Below are 20,880 nucleotides of genomic sequence, written 5' to 3'. Positions count from 1 at the left end.
CTGCAAAGTCTTCGCAGAACTTGGTGTACGCTATATATTTGGTAAACAGTCCTTTATGGGTGTGCTTAGAACTTTTATTTTAGTAATGACAATTTGTAATAATTTGATTTGTAGGCATCTAAAAAACAATAAAATTCATTAGCACCTACCACAAATATACTGTATTCATTATTTAAACATTTTATTATCAGTGTATTATTTATCTATGGATAGCATTGATGAGCTATAAAACAAGTACTATGCGTTTAATTCAACTGAAAATGTAATTAATGATAATTTTTTTTCAGCTGAAACTTCGCAAACTTGTCATATTAATAATAGATGCATATTTCTGTTCGGAACATTTACTTCAGAAATGGTTTGTATAGCTAAATATAACGTTAAAATATCTATGTGTACAAGTTTTTGATGATAATATAGGTAAAAGCGATAAATAGAACATAATTATCGGAAACATACCTAACGGTCAGATACATTTATATAACTCGCTATGCAAATAGGAACTTAACCGGTGTTTCCCCTAGACAGTGTATTGCATAGCTCTCTTAAAGTCACATGATGATCATTCGCTCATTTATTCTATTTGCTATAGAGAATAATGTAATTTATCGCTATTAAGAATAGGAATAAACGTGATTTTATTTCTATTCTTAATAGAAAACACTATATTTGTACTATAAAATACCGTTGAGTTTATGAAACAACTTTTAAAGGATATCATAATTGACCAAAAGTCTTTTTTGCCAAGCAAGAAAACTATAATTCGCAGTTTTTCTGAGAAGTATCTGAATAATGAAGAAATCATTATTATTTCGGGGGTTCGCCGTTGTGGTAAATCCGTATTGTTGCAACAGATACGTGACAGGCTTCCCCAAAAAGACTATTTTTTTAATTTTGATGATGATCGTTTGGGTAACTTTACCGTAGAGAATTTTCAGCAGTTGTATGAAGTGTTCATAGAATTATATGGGGAACAAAACTATTTCTATTTTGATGAAATACAGAATATTGCAGGATGGGAGCATTTTGCTAAGCGGTTGTATAATTCAGGAAAAAAAGTTTTTATAACTGGTTCCAATGCCCGTATGTTAAGTAAGGAGCTGGGAACCTACCTGACCGGATGTTATATTGCGATCGAACTCTATCCTTTTTCATTTTCTGAATTTTTAGATTTTCGGGGGCAGCAACATTTATTGGGAGATATATTCGGTACAATTGCGCGTGGAGAAATACAGTCAGCTTTTAATGACTATTTACAACAGGGTGGGTTTCCTATTTATTTGAAGTCAGAAGATGGTATTGTTCTGAAAACATTGTATGATAACATTCTGTATAAGGACGTTATGGTTCGCAACCAAATTGTAAATGAGCGTGAAGTAAAAGAGTTGGTCTATTATACCGTCAGTAATATAGGGAAACCGTTAACTTATACTTCATTGGCAAAAGTGATTGGAGTGAAAAATCCCACAACAGTAAAGAATTATTTGGAGTATATTGAAAATACATATTTACTCTTCTCTTTATCGAAACTCGATTATTCCGTCAAAGCCCAGCTCCGTAATCCCAAAAAAGTTTATGCAATAGATAATGCCTTAGTATCCCGTTTGGGCTTCCATTTTTCTGGTGAAGAAGGGCGCTTGTTGGAAAATATGGTTTACATAGAATTACGTCGCCGAGGCGGAGAAATCTTTTATCATAATTCAGGGAATGCCGAGTGTGATTTTGTGGTTCGTGATGGTTTTCGTGTCGTACAGGCAATTCAGGTTTGTTACTTATTGGACAGCTCCGATACCCGTGAGAGGGAAATCCGTGGCATTCAGGATGCTATGGATATATATCAGCTTTCGAAAGGAATAATAATTACGAATACACATGAAGAAGAGGTGAAGTACGGAGATAAAATGATACATATTTTACCGGCATGGAAATGGTTACATTTATAATGCAGAGCGTATCTGTTGCATAAGAAAGATTGAATATATTAGCAATAAAAGTTGTTATCGGGCTATACAAATATAATATTAATGTCTCTACCTCCACAGGTATTTAATATCCCCTTAAAATACTTTATGTAAAAATGGAATGAGCCCGATACAATATCAGGCTCATTATTTAGAGAATTTATAACGTTATTTTTTTTACGTCTAACTCTTTTTTGGGGGGGCAGTATATTTTGTACACACCCTCTATAGTTAATATTGTTTTGGAGTAACTGTTTTTACGGCAAAGTAATAATGATAACTCCGTCTGAAGTAGCTCCATTAAATCCACCGGAAAGTTCTTCAATATAATAATAAGGAGCCAATTGGATAGTCTTTTCATTAACTACCTTATTGAATTCAGTAGGTACTCCTTTGAAATTAGAAGGATGGTAAGCAAGGACATCACCACCACCGACATAATTCAAGCCAATAGCAAATTTATTGTAAAGAACAGCACCATCCTCAATCCAAAAATCTAAATTAGATACTCTAGCTGTTGAAAGCGTAAAGTCTCCAACTAAATCAGCCGGTAACCCATTGGCATAGTATCCATCATAAGGTTCAACTACGCGATAACGGTCAAAACCTTCAGCCTTGAATACTTTTACTTTGTTTGTACCTCCGAAGAAATAGTTATCCGTAAACGTTCCTTCTCCAAGCTCTTGCCAGTTATAATCTTTGCTTACAGTAAAAGAAGCCTGAGCAGATCCGCTTATCGCAATATCTCCCTCCGGTACAGACAATGCTAATGTAACGGTTATTACCTGACTTATCTCTAAAGGGGTAACATCAACCGTTATAGTCGTTTTGTTTTCGCCGGCAGCAAAATTGAAGTCGGTAACAGTGCATCCCTCAAATGGCACTTTATTGAGTACAGCAGAAATAGTAATATCTCCGCTATACGCTGAAGCTGTATTCGAACGAAGCAAATCTATCGTAAAAGTCGGCTCTGCAGGCGATACAACAACACCATCCAAAGATTTGGAAATAAAGGTAACTCCCTGCCCCCCTCCTTCAGTATACAAAGGTCCTTCTTGGTCTGTACTACAAGCGGAGAACAGCAATACTGTCAAAAGAGACAATAAGACTGAAATTCTATTGATATATTTCATAATGTTTTTTCTCTAAAGTTTGTAAAATGAATCATTCTTTATAATCTCCCACCGGATTCTGGTCAGTTTTTACATCCATGTTCACATTACCGTCGAATTCACTCTGCGGAATAGTCAATACCCACATATAGCATTCCGGATCGTCTGTCGGACGATTACCTAGCAAGGCATCAGAAGGCCATCCCATAGCGGTTGTACGACGGAATCCTTGTTTCAGGCGACGTAAGTCATAGATACGTCCAAACTCGCCCCATAACTCAACACGACGCTGTATAATGATTTCTTCGAGCAACGAACCTGTATAATCGCTACTTGTAACTCCCAGACTTGTGCCGGTCTTCGTGCAGGTATATCCTTCTACACGTTTGTCCATGACAGCTTTCAAATCCTCAATGGCAGGTGCAGTTTCACCCAAACGGCATTCTGCTTCAGCAGCCGTCAGATACATTTCTTCTACACGCATCCAGATGTAATCTCCGGTCCAAGTTTGTCTGTCGGAGAACTTAAATTTCTCCTGCTGATAACCGCCGGACTTATTATTCTCATTTTCCGGATCCCACCATGCCTTACGGGCATCTGCTGGGTTAATCAAGCCATATAACTCTTTGCTAATCTGCTTACGGGCTTCTGCTCCATACTTTCCGTCACCTCTCTCGTCGCAAGCATCCATATGCGTAAAGAAGCCGGCATACATGCCAGATTGGTCGGAAATAATTTCAGCTCCCCACATCACATTACCAGCGGAAGAATCATTCAACCCGGAAAAGCTTGAAACTGGCAATACAGTGCAACCACTAACCGTAATAGCATTTTTCGCTGCACTTTTGGCAGTAGCCCAGTCTTCCATAACCAATGCTATACGTGCCTTGAGTCCCAAAGCAACAGCATGGTTAATGTGACTGACATGTTTCCGCTTTATTCCGTTCAGCATATCAACAGCTTTATTGATGTCCGAAGTAATCTGGTCGTAAACCTCTTGCACAGTCGCACGTGCCTTGCCCGCAGTACCTGCAACGGTTGGCTCAGTATAGATAGGGCAACACTGATCCGACTCATGTCCTTTATAAGTGCGGGCAAAACTTTGTGCCAGCATGAAGTAAGAATAAGCACGTATGGCATAAGCTTGTCCTATCACATAGTTAATCTCCTCTGTTGTGCCATCCATTGTTTCTTCAGCAGCAAGAATGTAGTTTGCATTAGAGACCCATGTATAATAGCCATTCCATAAATCGAAAGAACGCCATGCTCCGCTGGAATAGAAAGATTTTACGTTATAAAGGCAATCATACCAGAACCAACCACTACCTATAGCGCTCATTACCATATCCTCGCCCATAACATCAGCCATCAAATTATAAGAACTGATACCAAAGCTTTGGTGAGTGTTGCCTGTAGGAGACCAAGAAGCATACATAGAACGATAGATACCGTTCAGAGGAACCAACGCCGCATTGGCGTTTGCCAGCAAACCATCTCCGGACATAGAGTCGGTAGGAGCTGTTTGAAGTGCATCGTCCAAGCATGACGACAAACTTGCACAACCCACAAAACCAGCAAAAATATATTTGAATATCTTTTTCATACTTGTTTTTATCTTAAGTAAATATTAGAAATTAATTTCGACACCTAATGACCAAGTCTTATTAGGCGAATAAGAATAGCTTGTCTGACCGCTAAAGTTGTACTGCGGATTCATACCTTGTAAGTGAGTGAATAATGCCAAGTTATCTATAGAACCGAAAACACGTACAGAGCCCAATTTAGCCTTTTGCATCCATGCCTTTGGCAATGTGTATCCCAATGTAATGTTCTTAATAGCAAAGTAGGACGCATCTACTAAGAAACGATCATTCGTTGTACTTTTTCCTGCAATCTCAATACGGGGAACATCAGTGATATCACCTGGTTTTTGCCAACGACGCAGCGCATGTTCATTCCATGCATTATTGTAGTACATATTATTCATAGAAGCACTGTACAAGCCATCGTATACCTTACCGCCAATAGAATAAGTAGTCAAGATAGAAAGGTCAACACCTTTCCAGGAAAGGTCGGTCCCAATACTACCATAAAGATCTGGAATGCGGCTTCCCAAATAATACTTGCTTTTGGCTGCTTTTTCATAGTCACTGCTGATACGTTCATTAATCATGTTGCCTTCATCATCAGTGTCATATATCCAATACAATTGGGCACCGGTTGCAGGGTCAACACCTGCAGCTTTTGCCATATAGAATGTATTGATAGGCAAACCTTCCTTGATACTATAAATGCCATCAATTATTTCCGGAGTTTCTCCAGTCAGTTTTAACACCTTATTCTTTACTGTAGAGCCCATCCAAGTGACATTCCAAGTAAAGTTATTGGTCTTGACAGGAGTACCTTTGATTTCAAATTCAAAACCACTGTTACGCATGTCACCAACATTAGCATTATAACCACTGAAACCTGTGGAAGTAGCCATCGGATAATTCAACAGCATGTCGGTAGTCTTCTTATTATAGTACTCAGCATTAATACTCAAGCGGTTGTCAAAGAAAGATGCTTCAATGCCAATATTGAAATTGCCGCTTTTTTCCCAGCTTACATTCTTATTCTCCAATGTAGATACCAAGCCACCAATCTGGTTGGAATTTGCCCAACCCAGATCATAGAGACTCTGCCACAAATAATAGTCGCTGGTGTATACTCCACCTGAAATCTTCAAAATGTCATCATTACCTTGCTGTCCGTAGCTAACTTTAAAAGAAAGATTGTTTATCCAGCTGATATCTTCCATAAATGCCTCTTTGGAAATACGCCAGTTTCCACCGACTGACCAGAATGTACCCCAGCGGTTATCTTTATAGAAACGAGAAGAACCATCCGTACGGAGAGAAGCTGAAAAATAATACTTCTCATCATAATTGTAGTTGAAACGTCCTAACCATGATTCGATGCGATACTTATCTGTATAAGAGTCTGCATCGCTAAGGGTTGTACCTGGACGCAATTCCAAAATACCATCCACCAAATTAGTCTTTGCAGCTTTCAGATATTCATATTGGTAAGCATAGAATTCATGACCGGCCATTACATCAAAATTATGAAGACCAAAGGAACGATTCCACATCAACAGTTGATTGAAAGTGTAACTCTGCATACGAGTACTGTATTTAGACAACAAGCCACCAGCAGCAGCCTGATTGCCATGATACATATTCATATAATTCATTTGAGATGCCTGACGATAGTCCATACCAAAGTTTATAGCCAGTTTCAAGCCTTTTAATACTCCGAAATCATCCTTATCAGAGCCAAACGTTAATCCGGTACGTAAACCGGCAACATCATTCTTTACGCTTGATTTATCATCTAGCAAGCCCCCCAACGGGTTATAATCAGAATAGCTACCCGGACGACCGCTTTCACCATAATCCAATTGTGGATGGCCATCCTCTCCTAAAGCATTATTACCCTGTGCATCCTTTATATATACCGGGAAAAGAGGAGATACAAACTGTGCAGAATACCACACATTAGATTGAGAGCTACCAGTATATTGACTGTAGTTTGATACAGAATGCGTTAATGACGTATTTAGATTTGCGCTGAACCAGTCTGTTACTTCAGAGTTTATGTTAGCACGTGCACTGTAGCGTTGGAACCCGGTAGTTACCAAAATACCATCTTCATTCAAGTATCCCAAAGAGAACATGTATTTAGTTTTCTCAGTACCGCCAGTCAATGACAGTTGATGTTCGTGACGGAAAGCATTATCCTTTTGTAATGCATCCATCCACCTTTCATTCCATGTAGAAGTTGCATCGGCACGTACCGTTCCGGTTGTCGGGTCAATGATATTGCCCCAGGTATAGTTCTTAAACGGATTATATTGTTCACCGCCCAACGTACCGCTCAAGCTATTACGAGCAGCTGCTTCTGCATCGGCCCAAGCATACCCGTTGGTAAACGCAAAACCATTGCGCAAACCTTCGTAAGTCAATTGCACATAATCTTTCTGACCCACCATATTATACTCCTTAAGTGCACGTGAAGACCAACCTACAGTAGAACGCCAAGTAACTTGAGTCTTACCTTCTTTACCTTTCTTAGTAGTAATCATCACAACGCCATTAGCACCGCGAGCACCATAAAGAGCGCCGGCGGAAGCATCTTTCAGAACCGTCATCGATTCTATATCAGAGGGATTGATGGAAGATAGTGTACCATCATAAGGAATGCCATCCACTACATATAGCGGACTCTGCGACGCATTGATAGAGCCATAACCACGAATTACAACCGAAGCTGACTCACCCGGTTGACCGGTTCCAGAAGTAGTCAAAAGACCGGTAGCTTGTCCTTCAAGTCCTTTTGATACATTTGTGATAGGACGAGACTGCAACTTCTTGTTGTCGATTGTAGAAGCCGATCCCGTAAATGAGGATTTCTTCGCCGTACCGTAGGCAACTACCATGACTTCATCAAGCATTTCAGAGTCAGATTTCATAAATACTTTCACAGAAGATTTGATAGCGACCTCTTGTGTTTGCATACCAATATACGAGATTTGCAATGTCTTCGCAGAACTATGCGCATACTACATATCTGATAAACAGATGTTTGCGCGTGTGATTAGAACTTCAATTTTAGTATCAACAATTTATAATATATTGATATATAAGCAGCTAAAAAACAGAAAAACGCATTTACACCTACCACAAATATACTGTGTTGACTATTTAATCGTTTTATTATCAGTGTATTATTTATCTATGAATAGCATTGATGAACTACAAAACAGGTACTATGTGTTTAATTCAATTGAGAAATGTAATTAATGATAATTTTTTCAACTGAAATTCCGCAAACTCACTATATTAATAATATATGAATGTTTTTGTTCGGAAAATTCACTTCAGGAATGGTTTGTATAGCTAAATATAATGTTAATATATCTATATGTGCACGTTTTTGATGATAGCATAGGTAAAAGCGATAAATAGAATATTATTCCTATACTTATTATCGACCTGCAGCTGTTCAATAAAAATTCTTCTCTATGCTCATTGTGTAATATCCCCAATGAGAAAAGTGAAAAAGAAAAATAGAACAAAAAACTTGAATCACATTGTAACAGTTAATGCTATCCACATAAAGTTATAATGTACAAACTTAACAAATACACTAAAAGATTCAATTATGATTGAATATGAAAAGTTACATATCCCGTCCTTTATGTACCAATAAGATAGAACCATTTATTGGCAAGGACTTAATAAAAGTGATAACCGATCAACGTAGAATTTGCAAAAGTTACATTCTTTTGCAAATATCGGATATCATAAAAGAAAAGACACCGGAAGCTAATATTATTTTTATAGACAAAGAATTATTGGCTTTTGCGGATATGAAGAACTATATGGACCTTTATCAATATGTTCTGAAAAAGGCGGCAGGTCATAACTATAATTACCTTTTTGTCGATGAAGTACAAGAGATAGAGGAATTCCAACTCTGTTTGCGGAGTCTATTAAATGAAAATATATGCGACATCTACTGTACGGAGAGCAATGCCAAAATGCTTTCCGGTGAACTTGCGACTCATCTGGCTGGAAGATATATTGAGTTTCCGGTTCATTCACTCAGTTACGAAGAATTTTTGAGATTCAACCAACTGCAAGATTCTCCAGAAAGTTTAAGATTATATCTTATGTTTGGAGGAATGCCTTATATCCATAATTTAGCGATGGATATAAATGTTATATTTGAATATTTGAGGAATGTTTACTCTACTATTCTATTGAAAGATGTGGTTGCTCGTGAATCGATTAGGAACGTATCGTTTTTAGAGAATCTGGTAGGCTACTTAGTTGATAATACCGGCTCTCTTTTTTCCGCTCAAAATATCAGTAAATATCTGAAGTCCCAGCAAGTAAACATACCTGCACAAACAATCCTGAACTACCTGAAGGCATTATGTAATAGTTTTTTTGTTTACAAGATACAACGGGCGGAAACTCAAGGCATGAAAATCTTTGAAATTGGAGAAAAATATTATTTTGAAGACTTGGGACTGCACAATGCTATACGTCATCACGATTTTCGGAGAGACATCAATAAATTGATAGAGAACGTGGTATGCATAGATTTATTAAGGTATGGCTATGAAGTATATGTCGGAAAGAATGGAGATAAGGAAATTGATTTTATAGCTTCCCAAAGAGATCATAAAATTTATATTCAAGTGGCATATATGCTCCTCGATGAAGCAGCCGTTCAGCGGGAGTTTGGTAATCTCTTGGAAATTCCGGACAATTATCCTAAATATGTAGTCACTATGGATGAAATGCAGAGCGGAGGAAATTATCAAGGAATCAAGCAAATTTCGCTGCGAAATTTCCTATTGGCGGAAGATAAGGAAAAATTATGATTTCTTGAAAAGGATATTCAGAAAATAAAAGAATATTCCTTGTTTCAGAAAAGAAGGTGAGCCGTTAAGTGCACCTTCTAAATAGGTCAATTAAAAAAATGAGAATAACAGCTAACAGCTGTTCGTCTTTCCACTTTATTTTATGAGACTTTAAAAGCACTTTCCATTTGACCCTTTGTTCTTTATTCAGATAATGTAGTACGCTACCTAATAAATGAATATTCACTTTTCCTTCTGTTTTCTGGTTATTTACTATACAGATGATACCTTCCTGAATGTTGTCAAATAAATACGCCCGCTTAGTATTTGGAATGTATTGAGTAGTAATCGGAAGCAAATATCCTATTACCGCCAAAAAAGAAATGAATGTTTTTTATCTGATTATTAATTTTTTATTACTTCTATCCGATAAGCCTTTTTAATTAAGTTATAAAATTAGGACTGATTCCATCTGCAGGATTCAGCCCTTTCTAATTATTTTGTTGTTATCACACAAGCTTCAATAACCATGGGTGAAAGTATATATTTTATCGGACAGCAGTAGTTTACAATATCGATCTTTACCAGATAATCTTCCGTAGTCACTACGATCCCAAAAATCCATGCATTGTTCGTAGCATTGTAGAAAGTCGGTTGACTAACTTCCGTAACAGAATAAGGAGCAGAAGAGTTATAAGCTTTTGCAGCATCAGAAGCCGCAGCAGCCCATTTACCCATCAGCAAATTGGTACGGGCACAACCATTTCCACTGATATTTCAGCTTTATTAGCACGTGCAAAAGCACCAGTCAACAAAGTAATAGCCTCGTCCAGGTCTTCCATAATACGAGTACACAACTATATACTTTATTGTACCAAGACTTGGATATAATAAAGTATATAGTTACAATCAGGGATTAGTGGCTTAATAGTATTTCAACGAATGATACAAATCACTAGCTTGTTGTTTATTAGATGCAAAGGTGAAAAAAGTAGAAATGAAAAATACAGAGAAACAGTTTCTAAGTTCGTGTTAATACAAGATTTTCAGACTTTCTCCTGCCTGCCTAATGATATACATACCTTTTTCTGGTAATCTGAATATACATTTTCCACTGACAGATTCTTGCCAAGCTATTTTCATCCCAGTTACCGAATATATTTCTATTGGCTTACCTTCAGTAGAGGTATGCACAATAACATCTTGTCCAAAGCGATAAACTTTCAAAGAACTTCCGATGTTTTGAATATCCTCAATGGCATCCGGCAAATCACATTTTATTTGGAAATCATCAATATAGGCTTCAGCAGAAGCAACACCGACAATACGGAAACGCAAACAGCCCTGCATCGTAATCCGGTTCGTATAAGTTTCCATAACATTACTTGAAAGAAGTATATTTTCGCCATATACTTTCCATGACGCACCCTTGTCTTCAGAAACTTCTATTCGAACATTCTTCATTCCAAAAGCTCCGGATTTACATGCGAGAATACTGACAGATTTTACGCTACCGGTTATGTCAGTTTCCATCTCTATCTTTCCATTTTTAACACTTGCGACTCTACTTCCATTCCCCACACCGACTTCGGAAGTTGCATAAGTACGCGCATTGCTAAAAATCCACTTCCCGATAGTGCCATCCATTGTCTCCGAGGTCCATGTTTCTTTTTGAATATTCTCAAAATCCTCTACATAAGAAACATTTAAGGGGGGCTGTATGGTAAAAGAAATGATTCCATTGTCTTCTTTTATCCCGGTGATCTCCTTTTCTGTCGGGATTCCTGTCCAAGAACGTAATGAAGGCATTGTTTCGTCTGTCAGCTCTTTGACATTAAGAGACCCCGGAAATGCATTTCCGGCAGTTGCCGGTGCATTATTGTCCGCACATAATAATTCATAATACATGTGATCCGGGTTATTATTAACGGTATTCATGTTCCAAACAGACTCATTTGTCAGATCCACTCTGTATACCAGCATTCCGTGTCCCGGAAGATAAGCATCCCACTTTGTCTGCTGCCTGTTTTCAAGATAAAAGTACTCACCGGAAGATTGCGCCGGAAAGAAATAGGATTTATTGGATATATTCAAAGCCGGTAATTCATAATTTCCGGGACCTTCAATCTTTTCAGAAGTACCCCATCCTACCATATACCGTTCATATGCAGAATAAGAAGGAGGCGTCTTCGAATTATTCAGATAACTGCCGCTTGCCATTAGCGACCAGTCACCCGGATGTGGAGCTACTCCCCCGCTTTTTTCATAATCAGTATCGTAAAAATCCGGAAGTCCCAATACATGACTGAATTCATGACAAACCGTACCGATTCCATCCATTTCCGAATTCATTTCCCCTCCGGTCAGTTCGGTAGAGCAGGCATAACGGTTACAATATACCCCATCCAGCCTTACTGCCATGCTATTCAGAGCGTAAGCATGCGGCCATAGATACTTTTCATTATTACCCGCATAACTGGAAGCTGCACCGGCAAATATCACATAAATCATATCCACTGAATTGTCTCCATCTAAATCATAATCAGCGAAGTTAACAAACTGGTCAGCCTTCAGACAGGCATCCTTGACAAGTGCCTGTCCATTATTCGCCCCATCCGCATCTGTTTGCTTGTAATCAAGCGTCACAGGACCAACAATATCAAACTGAGGCTCGAATCCTCCCATAGATGAATCGTAAAAATAATCACGCACGCTTCCAGTCGCCCCATTGCCGGTATACTCTGTGTCATTTATCATTTTCCTAATTTCTACCGGATAGTCTGTTATAGAGAAGCTTCTATCTGAGAATTGTGCCAGAATGATAATCCCCCTGAATCCGGAACTGCTAATCTTGGATAGTAAACCTTGACGTACATACTGTTTCGCATTTGTCCTCGTGACAACGCGTTCCTTGGGTGCTGTCATATACTTCTCTATTCCTTCCAGATATCTATTTTCAGCTTCCTGACGCATGGCTTTATTATTAGCAATTACTTTGCCCGGAACAAGGCGACCGTCTCTTCTTTCAGCATATACGTAGAAGTTATTCGGATTCTTCAGAATCGTATACCCATCTAAAGTTGTGTTGAAATGATAAAATTCATCTCCATGCAACCGGATTGTCAGTTGCGTACCATCAGGCTGTGTCACCGTTGCCGGGGTTGGGTCGGCTATATTGGCATATCCTGCCTGCAAAAAAATGAAAAGAAAAAGTAGCGTCACGCATACATTTTTTCTATATGAACAATATATGTTTCTCATTATTTCTGAATTTAGAGTAAAAATACAAAATGAGGCAGGCAAATACTGCCTGCCTCATTTCTTCATATCTTTGCTTTATGGGCGTTACGCAATAGGTTCAAATAGAGCTGTTGCATCCACGTAATGGATGAGCAAAGTATATCCCTCAGCGCTATATTTATGCCGGATGCCAATATAAACAACTTTTCCGGCATACTTATCGTCTAAATCGAAAGTTACTTTCTGGCAAGTGGTTGCTTCGGAAACAGCAACTTCGGCAATGACATCGGCCGCATTTGCCTCCTCCACTGTTGTGATAGGCTCTAAAGAAGCGATCACTTGGTAAGAATCCCAATATTCGGCGTTGTTAATAGGGGGGGCTCCAAATGAAGCAGCTTTCACTGCTACTTGCGGTTTCATTCCATCGGTAAAGTCAGCTACAAATTCCAACAAGTTATCGGCATCGGTTACATCACCGGTTTTATCAAAGATAGTATAACTCTCGGAACAAAATACATAAGCTGCATCTCCAAAAGGATTGGCATCCGTAGCCGGATCATAAAAGTTACCAGCTGTTTTGACCGGAGTCCATCCCCTATCCAGCATCGTGCCAAACTGAAAAGTTGCAAGAGTTTGAACACATGAAGTGGTCGTAAAGTCTTCCTTGAAAGTAAAACTGCGTTCCCAAGCCTTGCCGGTAGTGACTTGTTGTATCTCACCGTAACCTACCGCTTCCTTATTCATACTATAACTACGGAGATAGTAAGTGGTCTCCGCTTTCAATCCAGAAAAAGTAAGTTGCTGCAACTCTGCCTCATTGGACGCTGCAACCACGCGCGTAGCCTGCGTTATATTCAATTTACTTTGATCGTCGCTCAACAAAATGCCTTGTTGCAGAATGTCCAGTCCTTGAGCATTATCTGTTTTCATTGCAGCATATATTTCCGAACCATATTTAGTGGAAATATTGCTGAGAGATACTACCGGTGCTTTAGTTGAATCATATTCCCGGTGGGACAAAGAAGGAGTATTCTCGTCCTCGCAAGCAAAAAATAAAATTGCCGCCACCAATAAGAATAAATATTTAGACATATATTTCTTCATAACTGTTATATATTAAAATTATGTAATTATGGATTTTGGTCTTCTTCTGTTATCATATCGTTTTCTTGAAGCTCCGTTCTTGGTATCTGATAAATCAACAACCAGTCACCAGCCGAGACATTCTTTCTTCCGCCTACCCAGTGGTTACTTCCCTCATAATTACGGACAATGTCTTTCTTCAAGCGAAGATGATCAAAGAATGAGAAGCCTTCACCCCATAATTCCAAACGACGTTGAGTATAAACGTCATCTACTGTAACAGAAGATTTAGACCAACTAGGGTCACGGTTTACCATCAATTCTTTCAATACTGCAGCAGCTTCCCCATTCTTATTCTGATGAGCCAGTGCCTCCGCTTCAGTCAGGTAGGCTTCTGAAAGTCTCATGAATACATAGTCCGCTTCCCATCCTGTAACCTTCTTGAATTTGAAGTTGGTATATGCAGGGCATTTTATCGTAATATCAGTACTTTCAGGATTAACTACAGCATCCGGGCTCTTAAATTGCGCCAATCGTGCATCGGTAGGAGTAAAGCTTTCATATAATCTTGCATCTATTTTTCTGTACTGCCCTACGCTTCCACCATAACCGGCATCAAACGTACACATGAATGAGAAGAATGAAGCAAACATGGTTGTCGTTTCCGCTGTAATATCTGCCCCCCACATCCATTCTTTGTTATTTATATCGTTAAATCCGTCTCTGGCTACTTCAATGCTACTCATTAATTGTGCATTAGAGTTGATGCGTGCCTCATGAGCCATTGTTGCAGCATCGTTCCAGCGTTCCATAGCCAGATATACGCGTGAAAGGAGTAATTGAGCCACTTCCTTATTGATAGCCGTTTTAGAAGTTCGTTGGAATCCGTCCAGCAAGCCAATAGCATCTGTAAGGTCTTTTTCTGATTGTGCATATACCTCTGCCACCGGAACACGATTCAAGCGGGACTCACCCTCGGCAGTCGTATAAATCAGAGGTACACCAGGTGCTGTTGCAGGATCACTCAATTGCGAGTAAGGTTGCTGGAACATATTAATAAGGTAGTAATAAGAAATACCTCTCAAAGCCAAAGCCTGTCCCTTTGCTGCTTTTACTTCAGTATTATCTACCCCTTCTGGTATTTTACTGATGATGTCATTGCATTTATTGATGATGGAATAGAAAAAGTTCCAATACCAATATGGGCGGACGTACTGTTCCGAACGGTAATCGAACATGTAATCATAGGTGAACCAACCGGATCCCTGTACATGGAAAGCCAGATCATTTGTCATCACGTCACCTACGTGCATGACACTCATCCAACCGAAATCGTTGTGTACAGTACGGCTGGAACCCTGCGTATTATACTGATTCAGATAGTTATACACACCGGCAAGCAAAGGGTTTACTATAATCATCAGCTTGTCGGGGTTTTTCTGTGCCAAGTCATCAATCTGGTCACCGGTAGCTACTACCGTAGGTTCCACTGTGATAAAATCTTCACCGCAAGAGCTAAAAGTCAAGGATGCGGCAAGAAGTGATATTGTTGTCAGTTTTAATAATTTCATAGTTTCTCATTTAAAAGTTCAAATTAAGTCCGAAAGAAATGGTTCTGATGGCTGAATATGCAGCAGCATTCATAGTACCATCCATATATTGTCTCGGGTCAAGACCTTGTCTTTTAGAAGTAAAATACAAGTTATCGCCGCTTGCGTAGATACGTAAAGACTGAATGCCGACTTTATTAAGCAATGCTTTGGGCAATGTATATCCTAGAGTCACATTCTTTAGGCTGAAACAGTCATTTTTCGTCAGGAAACGATCCGATGACTGATTTGCATATTGATAACCTTGCTGTACGCGAGGCACGTTTGAATTTGCATTTTCAGGTGTCCAACGATTGAAGATATCCGGTGACCAGTTTGTACCGGCATCACCGCCACCCATCAACGCCATATATCCCGAGTCCATAATATAGCCGCCACCCTGGAATGCAGTTGCAATACTCAGGTCGAAGCCGTAAGCCTCTACCGTAGTTGCGATACCACCATACAATGTAGGTATTGCGGATTTGTTTATCTGGTAACGAGTAGCTTTATTGGGATCATTTGTCGTATCAATTGTTGTATTTCCGGCCTCATCCGTTACATCCACATAATACAAAGCGTCACCGTTAGCCGGGTCTACGCCTGCATATTTATATGTATACCAGTCATATAAGCTGCCACCCACTTTCCTCCAATAGCTGCCGGTATAATATCCATCCGGATCTTTGCCTTCCGCCAATTTAGTCACTTCATTCTTATATTTAGTGATATTAGCACTTACATTCCATTTAATATTATTGGTATTGATAATCTTAACTTCCACTTCTGCTTCAATACCAGAATTCTTCATAGACATGTCGTTCACAGCAATAATATTAGGCAAACCTGCAGAAGGAGGCATAGACTTGTAATACAACAGATCCTTAGTTTCCTTTATGAAGTACTCCACATTTCCGCTTACAATATCCCAGAAGCCGAATTCAATACCGGCATTGAAGTTATTGCTCTTTTCCCAAGTCAAATCTTTATTTCCGCGCCAGTCGTAAGTAATACCAATAGCACCATCTTGCGGAACTACGGTATATTGATCCAAGTAAGGAGTGTCGTTACCCAAAGCATCATTACCTTGTGTTCCGTAACTGGCTTTCAGCTTCAAGGTGTTTATAGCTTTGACATCCCGGAGGAAACTTTCTTCACTGATACGCCATGAAGCGCCTACTGACCAGAAATTACCCCAGCGGTTATCCGGATGGAAACGTGAAGATGCATCACGACGATAAGACCCTGTCAGATAATATCTGTCTTTATAGTCATACTGTATACGGCTAAAGAAACCCTCTAGACGATATTCGCTGGTATAAGAAGTCGCGTCTTTTAATGCGGCTCCATTGGAGAGTTCCGGATTGTCTGGAATCAGGAATTGCTCTTTCATAGCTTGCAGGTAAGTCTTTTTGTCTGCTTTGACTTCATGCCCCAACAGTACATCAAAACGATGGTCGCCAATCGTTTTTTCATAAGTAAGCAACTGGTTTGTGTTGAGTGCAAAGTAGCGTTGAGTGGTTCTGTAGCTACGTCCATTTACGTTTAGTGCATCTCCTCCGATCGGGGTTTGGAAGTCTACTCCTGTATATCCAAAATTATCAGCACTCAAGTTTAATGTGAACTTAAAATCTTTCAAGAACTTAACCTCGGCATAAGCCTTTGCGGATACGATATCATAAGTATATTCACGGATATCATTCATCAATTGTGCATAAGGATTAGCGTTAGCACCATAAGGACGTTCGTGTCCTTCTGTCACACCATAGTCATAAGCGGGAGCTCCTGTTGCATCCAAAATCGGTTGCCCTGTTCTGTCATATCTGTAAATAGGATAAATTGGGGCTATATTTTGTCCAAAGTAGAACAAAGACGAATAGTTGGAACCACCTACATTCGGAGAGTTTGTATTGGTTTGAGCATACGCCATATTAAAGCCTGTTTTCAGCCAGTCATTTACCTGATGGTCTAATTTCAGACGTCCTGTATATCTTTTAAAGTTTGAGTTACGAAGGTAAGAATTATCATCCAAGAAATTCAGCGATGCATAGAAAGATGTTTTCTCCGTACCGCCTTTGATAGATAAGTTATACTCTTGGCGCAGACCATTCTTGAATGGGTCTTCCTGCCAGTCTTCATTATACAGCAACTGCGCATTCGGGTTTAAATAGCCGCTTACCGGGTCAATTAACAAAGCATTGTCTACATTATAGGCATTGTATCCTCCTAATGTGGGAACCAAGTTTTGTGAGGCATTGATAGCAGCTTCAGCACTACTCATTCCTCCGATGTTCATATTTGCGTTTTTCAGCGCTTCCCAGAACATTTCATAATATTCGCCTGCATTACGTATTGTTTTGTAAGCTTTTACTCCCCTAGAGTTGGCCCCCCATTTTGCATCTAAGCTAACCGCGGTTTTACCATTAGTACCTTTCTTGGTAGTGATCATGACAACTCCATTTGCACCACGAGCACCATATAAAGAGTTTGCAGCAGCATCTTTCAACACCGTCATTGATTCAATATCCGCATTGTTGATAGAATTTAAAGAGCCTTCATAAGGCACACCATCTACGATAATCAACGGGCTGCGACTGGCACTAATAGATCCAATACCACGAACAGATATCGTAGCCGCACTACCAGGCTGTCCGGTAGAAGAAGTTATTTGCACACCGGCAACGGCACCTTCCAATGCCTTTGACACATTTGAGTTCTGTTGTTTTTCTAATCTATCAGCCTTTACTGTAGACGCAGAGCCTGTAAAAGAGGATTTCTTGGCTGTACCGTATGCCACTACAACAACTTCGTCAAGTATTTCACTATCAGCCTTTAAAACAACTTTCAGGTCAGGTTTAATTGCCACTTCCTGCGCTTGCATACCAATATACGAGATTTGTAGCGTTTTCGCAGAACTTATTTTTGCTTACAACGCTGATAAACAGGTGTATAAATATAAACAAAGAACTTGCACATGAATGAAATAGATTTGTAATACACTAATTTTCAGTCATATAAAATATAATATATTTATTTGTATCTACCATAATTCTTCCATTTTAAACAGATAATCCATTTATTATCAGCGCATTAACGCTTAATTAAGAATCTAAATGAACTACGGAATAGAGACTCTACAGCTTATCCAATAAACTTATGTAAACAAATACATACCAATTAACTATGATCTCATGAAACTGTCATATTAATAAAAACGCTTTGCATGATATATACAGTTTTCCCAAAAGTGTCGAGGCACAGCCTACATAAGATTTTATAGTGTAATTTTGCCTACACGCTTACACCAACCTCTGTATCTCCCAGTTGATCAGATCCACAATTGTGGTTGCATGAAACAAAGTAATATAGATGTAAGGTACATTGTATAAAACGAATAAGAAAAGGGGGTATTATGTTAACATAAGATGCTGCTACCCGGTAATAGCATTATGTAAATATAAAGAATACTAAGAAAGGAAACAGAGGAAATAAGAGAAATAGAACAAAAAAATAAGATGCTTGGCAAACAGATTTGCAAGGAAAGGTGTAAACCATTTATCCAATATTCCAGTAGCTACATGATAAGCGGTTACACCTTAAACTTTAATAGAATTTACTTTCCTTTTTTGCGATGAACCGACGAATGATTTTTCTCCAAGTCACTTATTATTGTCGCATCCATTACATTCGTGTATATTTGTGTGGTTTTCACGCTCTTATGTCCCAAAAGCTTCTGCACAGTTGTGATATTGACACCATTATAAATTAATAATGTAGCATTGGTATGTCGAGCGGTGTGAAATGACACCTTTTTAGCCAATCCTGCTAACCGGGCAATTATTATTAGTTCTTTGTTCACATTTGAGTTATCCCTTAAATGGAAAAAGTCTTGTAGGTTTGCCTGATATTTATTCAAAATTAGAATTCCTTTTCCACTAAAAAGTAAATATAATGGTAATCGAACTTCAGTACCGGTTTTAATAGATTTATATATCAACCATGTCTCCTGATGCATCTCTACAATGTTATCAGGCTTCATATTTACAAAATCAGAATATCGCATACCAGCATAGCAACAGAACAAAAATGCGTCTAAGGTTTTCTGGTATTTCGTATAGCGTCCTGTCAATTGCAAGGTCTCCAACTTTTCCAATTCTTCCGGAGACAAATGTGTATGGCCGTTTTCTACAGTTTTAATTTTATATTTTCTGAAGGCATATTTTTGTATATCCATATATTCTTTATTTATGGCTACATTAATATGACGCTTCAAGTGCTTCATGTGTTTGGCTATTGTATTGGTGTGATATCCTTTTGACTGCAGGAAGTATTCGAAAGAGGATACAAATTCAAAAGTAAGATCTGAAAATGTTACGTTTTTCTTAAATTTTTGTAAAAGAGCAAGCGTAGACAAATGATTGCGTTTAGTACTCTCTTTTAAGCCAGAAGTCATTACCTCTTGCTTAAAAAAAGGAATAAACGAAGATTTATCTTCCTGTTCTTGCTTTTCAGAAAGTATATCTTTTAGAACATCCAAATTAATAGCTTTACCCTGTTGCCAGAGTTCAAGTTCACGCTTTTCTATCGTTGCGACAAATTCATAAATTAATCGATTTAAAGCGTCTGCATTAGGGTGGTTTTTAACTAGTAGTTTCTTTGCATCCCATTGGTCGGGTCTCAAGTAGACTTTTGTCGAAAAATACTTCTTTTTCCTGTTTAGATAGGCCTCTACCTGTACCAGAGCCATACCTTTCTTGTTAAGGCTCTTTTTCCTGTTGTACACCAAACTGTAAATAATCTTGTTCATCATTAGTTGTTTTAGTTAATACTATGAACAAATAAGACGAGATAATGTGCTATAGAAGAACTAAATAAGGCTTAATATCTGCAAAACTATGCCTCAAAAGAGTTTTTGCTATTTTGTATTTCCTTTATAAAAAAGGTAAATCTACGTAAATTGGCTTTCAATTTTATTCCTTCAACATGCATTATTAACACTTTTTGTTTAAAAGAGAAGGGGTGTATTAAGGAATAACAGTAAAAAAGGGGCTTCATAGTGATAGCATTTAAATAGTCATTTAGACTTTTTTAGTGCAAAAAAGCTGCTGTTAAGCATAAAAACAAGCGTTCAGTTAACAAATTGATAGATTTACAAGGTTTTTTCAACAAAATAATTGTTCGTTTCAGTTTTATTAATATATTTGCATTTTGTTAGAGTAAAGAAACAATTAATGTAAAGTTAAACTTTAAGAGAGAATTTATGAAAAGAAAATTAATGCTGTTATTGGCCTGTCTTTTTGTTGGAATAGGCCTAGTAACTGCCCAAACCCAGACAGTCACGGGTGTTGTGATTTCTGAAGAAGATGGGCAGCCAGTTATTGGAGCCTCTGTATTGGTAAAAGGTACTCAATTAGGTACTATTACTGGTGTAGATGGTGATTTTACTTTATCGAACGTACCAAGTTCTGCGAAGACTTTGC

At 38.5% G+C, this 20,880-nt stretch carries 12 protein-coding genes; 3 read left to right on the top strand and 9 right to left on the bottom strand.

All coding sequences use genetic code 11. From position 1 onward, the window contains the following. The first annotated feature begins 695 nt into the window (after positions 1–695). Positions 696–1,943, top strand: a complete 1,248-nt coding sequence (locus BWI44_RS19145; RefSeq protein WP_195210035.1) for an ATP-binding protein — start codon at positions 696–698, stop codon at positions 1,941–1,943. A gap of 275 nt (positions 1,944–2,218) precedes the next feature. Here the strand turns inward: BWI44_RS19145 and BWI44_RS19140 are convergent, their stop codons facing one another. From BWI44_RS19140 to BWI44_RS19130, 3 genes are read right to left on the bottom strand one after another with little or no spacing between them, the layout of a single operon-like run. Next, positions 2,219–3,094: a hypothetical protein gene (locus BWI44_RS19140; protein ID WP_195210036.1), complete on the bottom strand. Its 876-nt coding sequence runs from the start codon at positions 3,092–3,094 to the stop codon at positions 2,219–2,221. Positions 3,095–3,125: 31 nt separating this feature from the next. Further along, positions 3,126–4,676 (bottom strand): RagB/SusD family nutrient uptake outer membrane protein, encoded by a 1,551-nt coding sequence (locus tag BWI44_RS19135; RefSeq protein WP_195210037.1) that lies wholly within the window; start codon positions 4,674–4,676, stop codon positions 3,126–3,128. A gap of 24 nt (positions 4,677–4,700) precedes the next feature. Beyond that, positions 4,701–7,652: a SusC/RagA family TonB-linked outer membrane protein gene (locus BWI44_RS19130; RefSeq protein ID WP_195210038.1), complete on the bottom strand. Its 2,952-nt coding sequence runs from the start codon at positions 7,650–7,652 to the stop codon at positions 4,701–4,703. 636 nt (positions 7,653–8,288) lie between these two features. Between BWI44_RS19130 and BWI44_RS19125 the strand changes: the two genes are divergently transcribed. Next, entirely contained in the window at positions 8,289–9,509 is a 1,221-nt protein-coding gene (locus BWI44_RS19125) for an ATP-binding protein (RefSeq protein ID WP_195210039.1), read from the top strand. A 474-nt stretch (positions 9,510–9,983) separates the two neighbouring features. Here BWI44_RS19125 and BWI44_RS19120 read toward each other — a convergent pair whose 3' ends face one another. The 6 genes from BWI44_RS19120 to BWI44_RS19095 all read right to left on the bottom strand — a co-directional run bounded on the left by BWI44_RS19120 (position 9,984) and on the right by BWI44_RS19095 (position 20,207). Beyond that, the gene (locus BWI44_RS19120) at positions 9,984–10,226 is read right to left on the bottom strand and encodes a hypothetical protein (protein WP_229036271.1); all 243 of its coding nucleotides are present in this window, start codon (positions 10,224–10,226) and stop codon (positions 9,984–9,986) included. A 294-nt stretch (positions 10,227–10,520) separates the two neighbouring features. After that, positions 10,521–12,710, bottom strand: a complete 2,190-nt coding sequence (locus BWI44_RS19115; RefSeq protein WP_158580824.1) for a M6 family metalloprotease domain-containing protein — start codon at positions 12,708–12,710, stop codon at positions 10,521–10,523. A gap of 123 nt (positions 12,711–12,833) precedes the next feature. Beyond that, on the bottom strand, positions 12,834–13,832 hold the full coding sequence (locus tag BWI44_RS19110; protein WP_147331413.1) for a hypothetical protein: 999 nt from the start codon (positions 13,830–13,832) through the stop codon (positions 12,834–12,836). Positions 13,833–13,858: 26 nt separating this feature from the next. Further along, positions 13,859–15,382: a RagB/SusD family nutrient uptake outer membrane protein gene (locus BWI44_RS19105; protein ID WP_117707525.1), complete on the bottom strand. Its 1,524-nt coding sequence runs from the start codon at positions 15,380–15,382 to the stop codon at positions 13,859–13,861. Positions 15,383–15,392: 10 nt separating this feature from the next. Next, the gene (locus BWI44_RS19100) at positions 15,393–18,320 is read right to left on the bottom strand and encodes a SusC/RagA family TonB-linked outer membrane protein (protein WP_259327814.1); all 2,928 of its coding nucleotides are present in this window, start codon (positions 18,318–18,320) and stop codon (positions 15,393–15,395) included. A gap of 693 nt (positions 18,321–19,013) precedes the next feature. Next, complete coding sequence (locus BWI44_RS19095) at positions 19,014–20,207, bottom strand: site-specific integrase (RefSeq protein ID WP_195210041.1); 1,194 nt, start codon at positions 20,205–20,207, stop codon at positions 19,014–19,016. Between the two features lie 453 nt (positions 20,208–20,660). Between BWI44_RS19095 and BWI44_RS19090 the strand changes: the two genes are divergently transcribed. Further along, positions 20,661–20,880, top strand: a 220-nt coding sequence (locus tag BWI44_RS19090; RefSeq protein ID WP_286815996.1) for a carboxypeptidase-like regulatory domain-containing protein, incomplete at its 3' end; no start/stop codon positions are given.

This window comes from Bacteroides sp. Phil13, from assembly GCF_001940965.1.
Lineage (GTDB): Bacteria > Bacteroidota > Bacteroidia > Bacteroidales > Bacteroidaceae > Bacteroides > Bacteroides intestinalis.
Note: the sequence above shows the minus strand (reverse complement) of the source record. Positions and strands in the feature narration are given on the sequence as shown.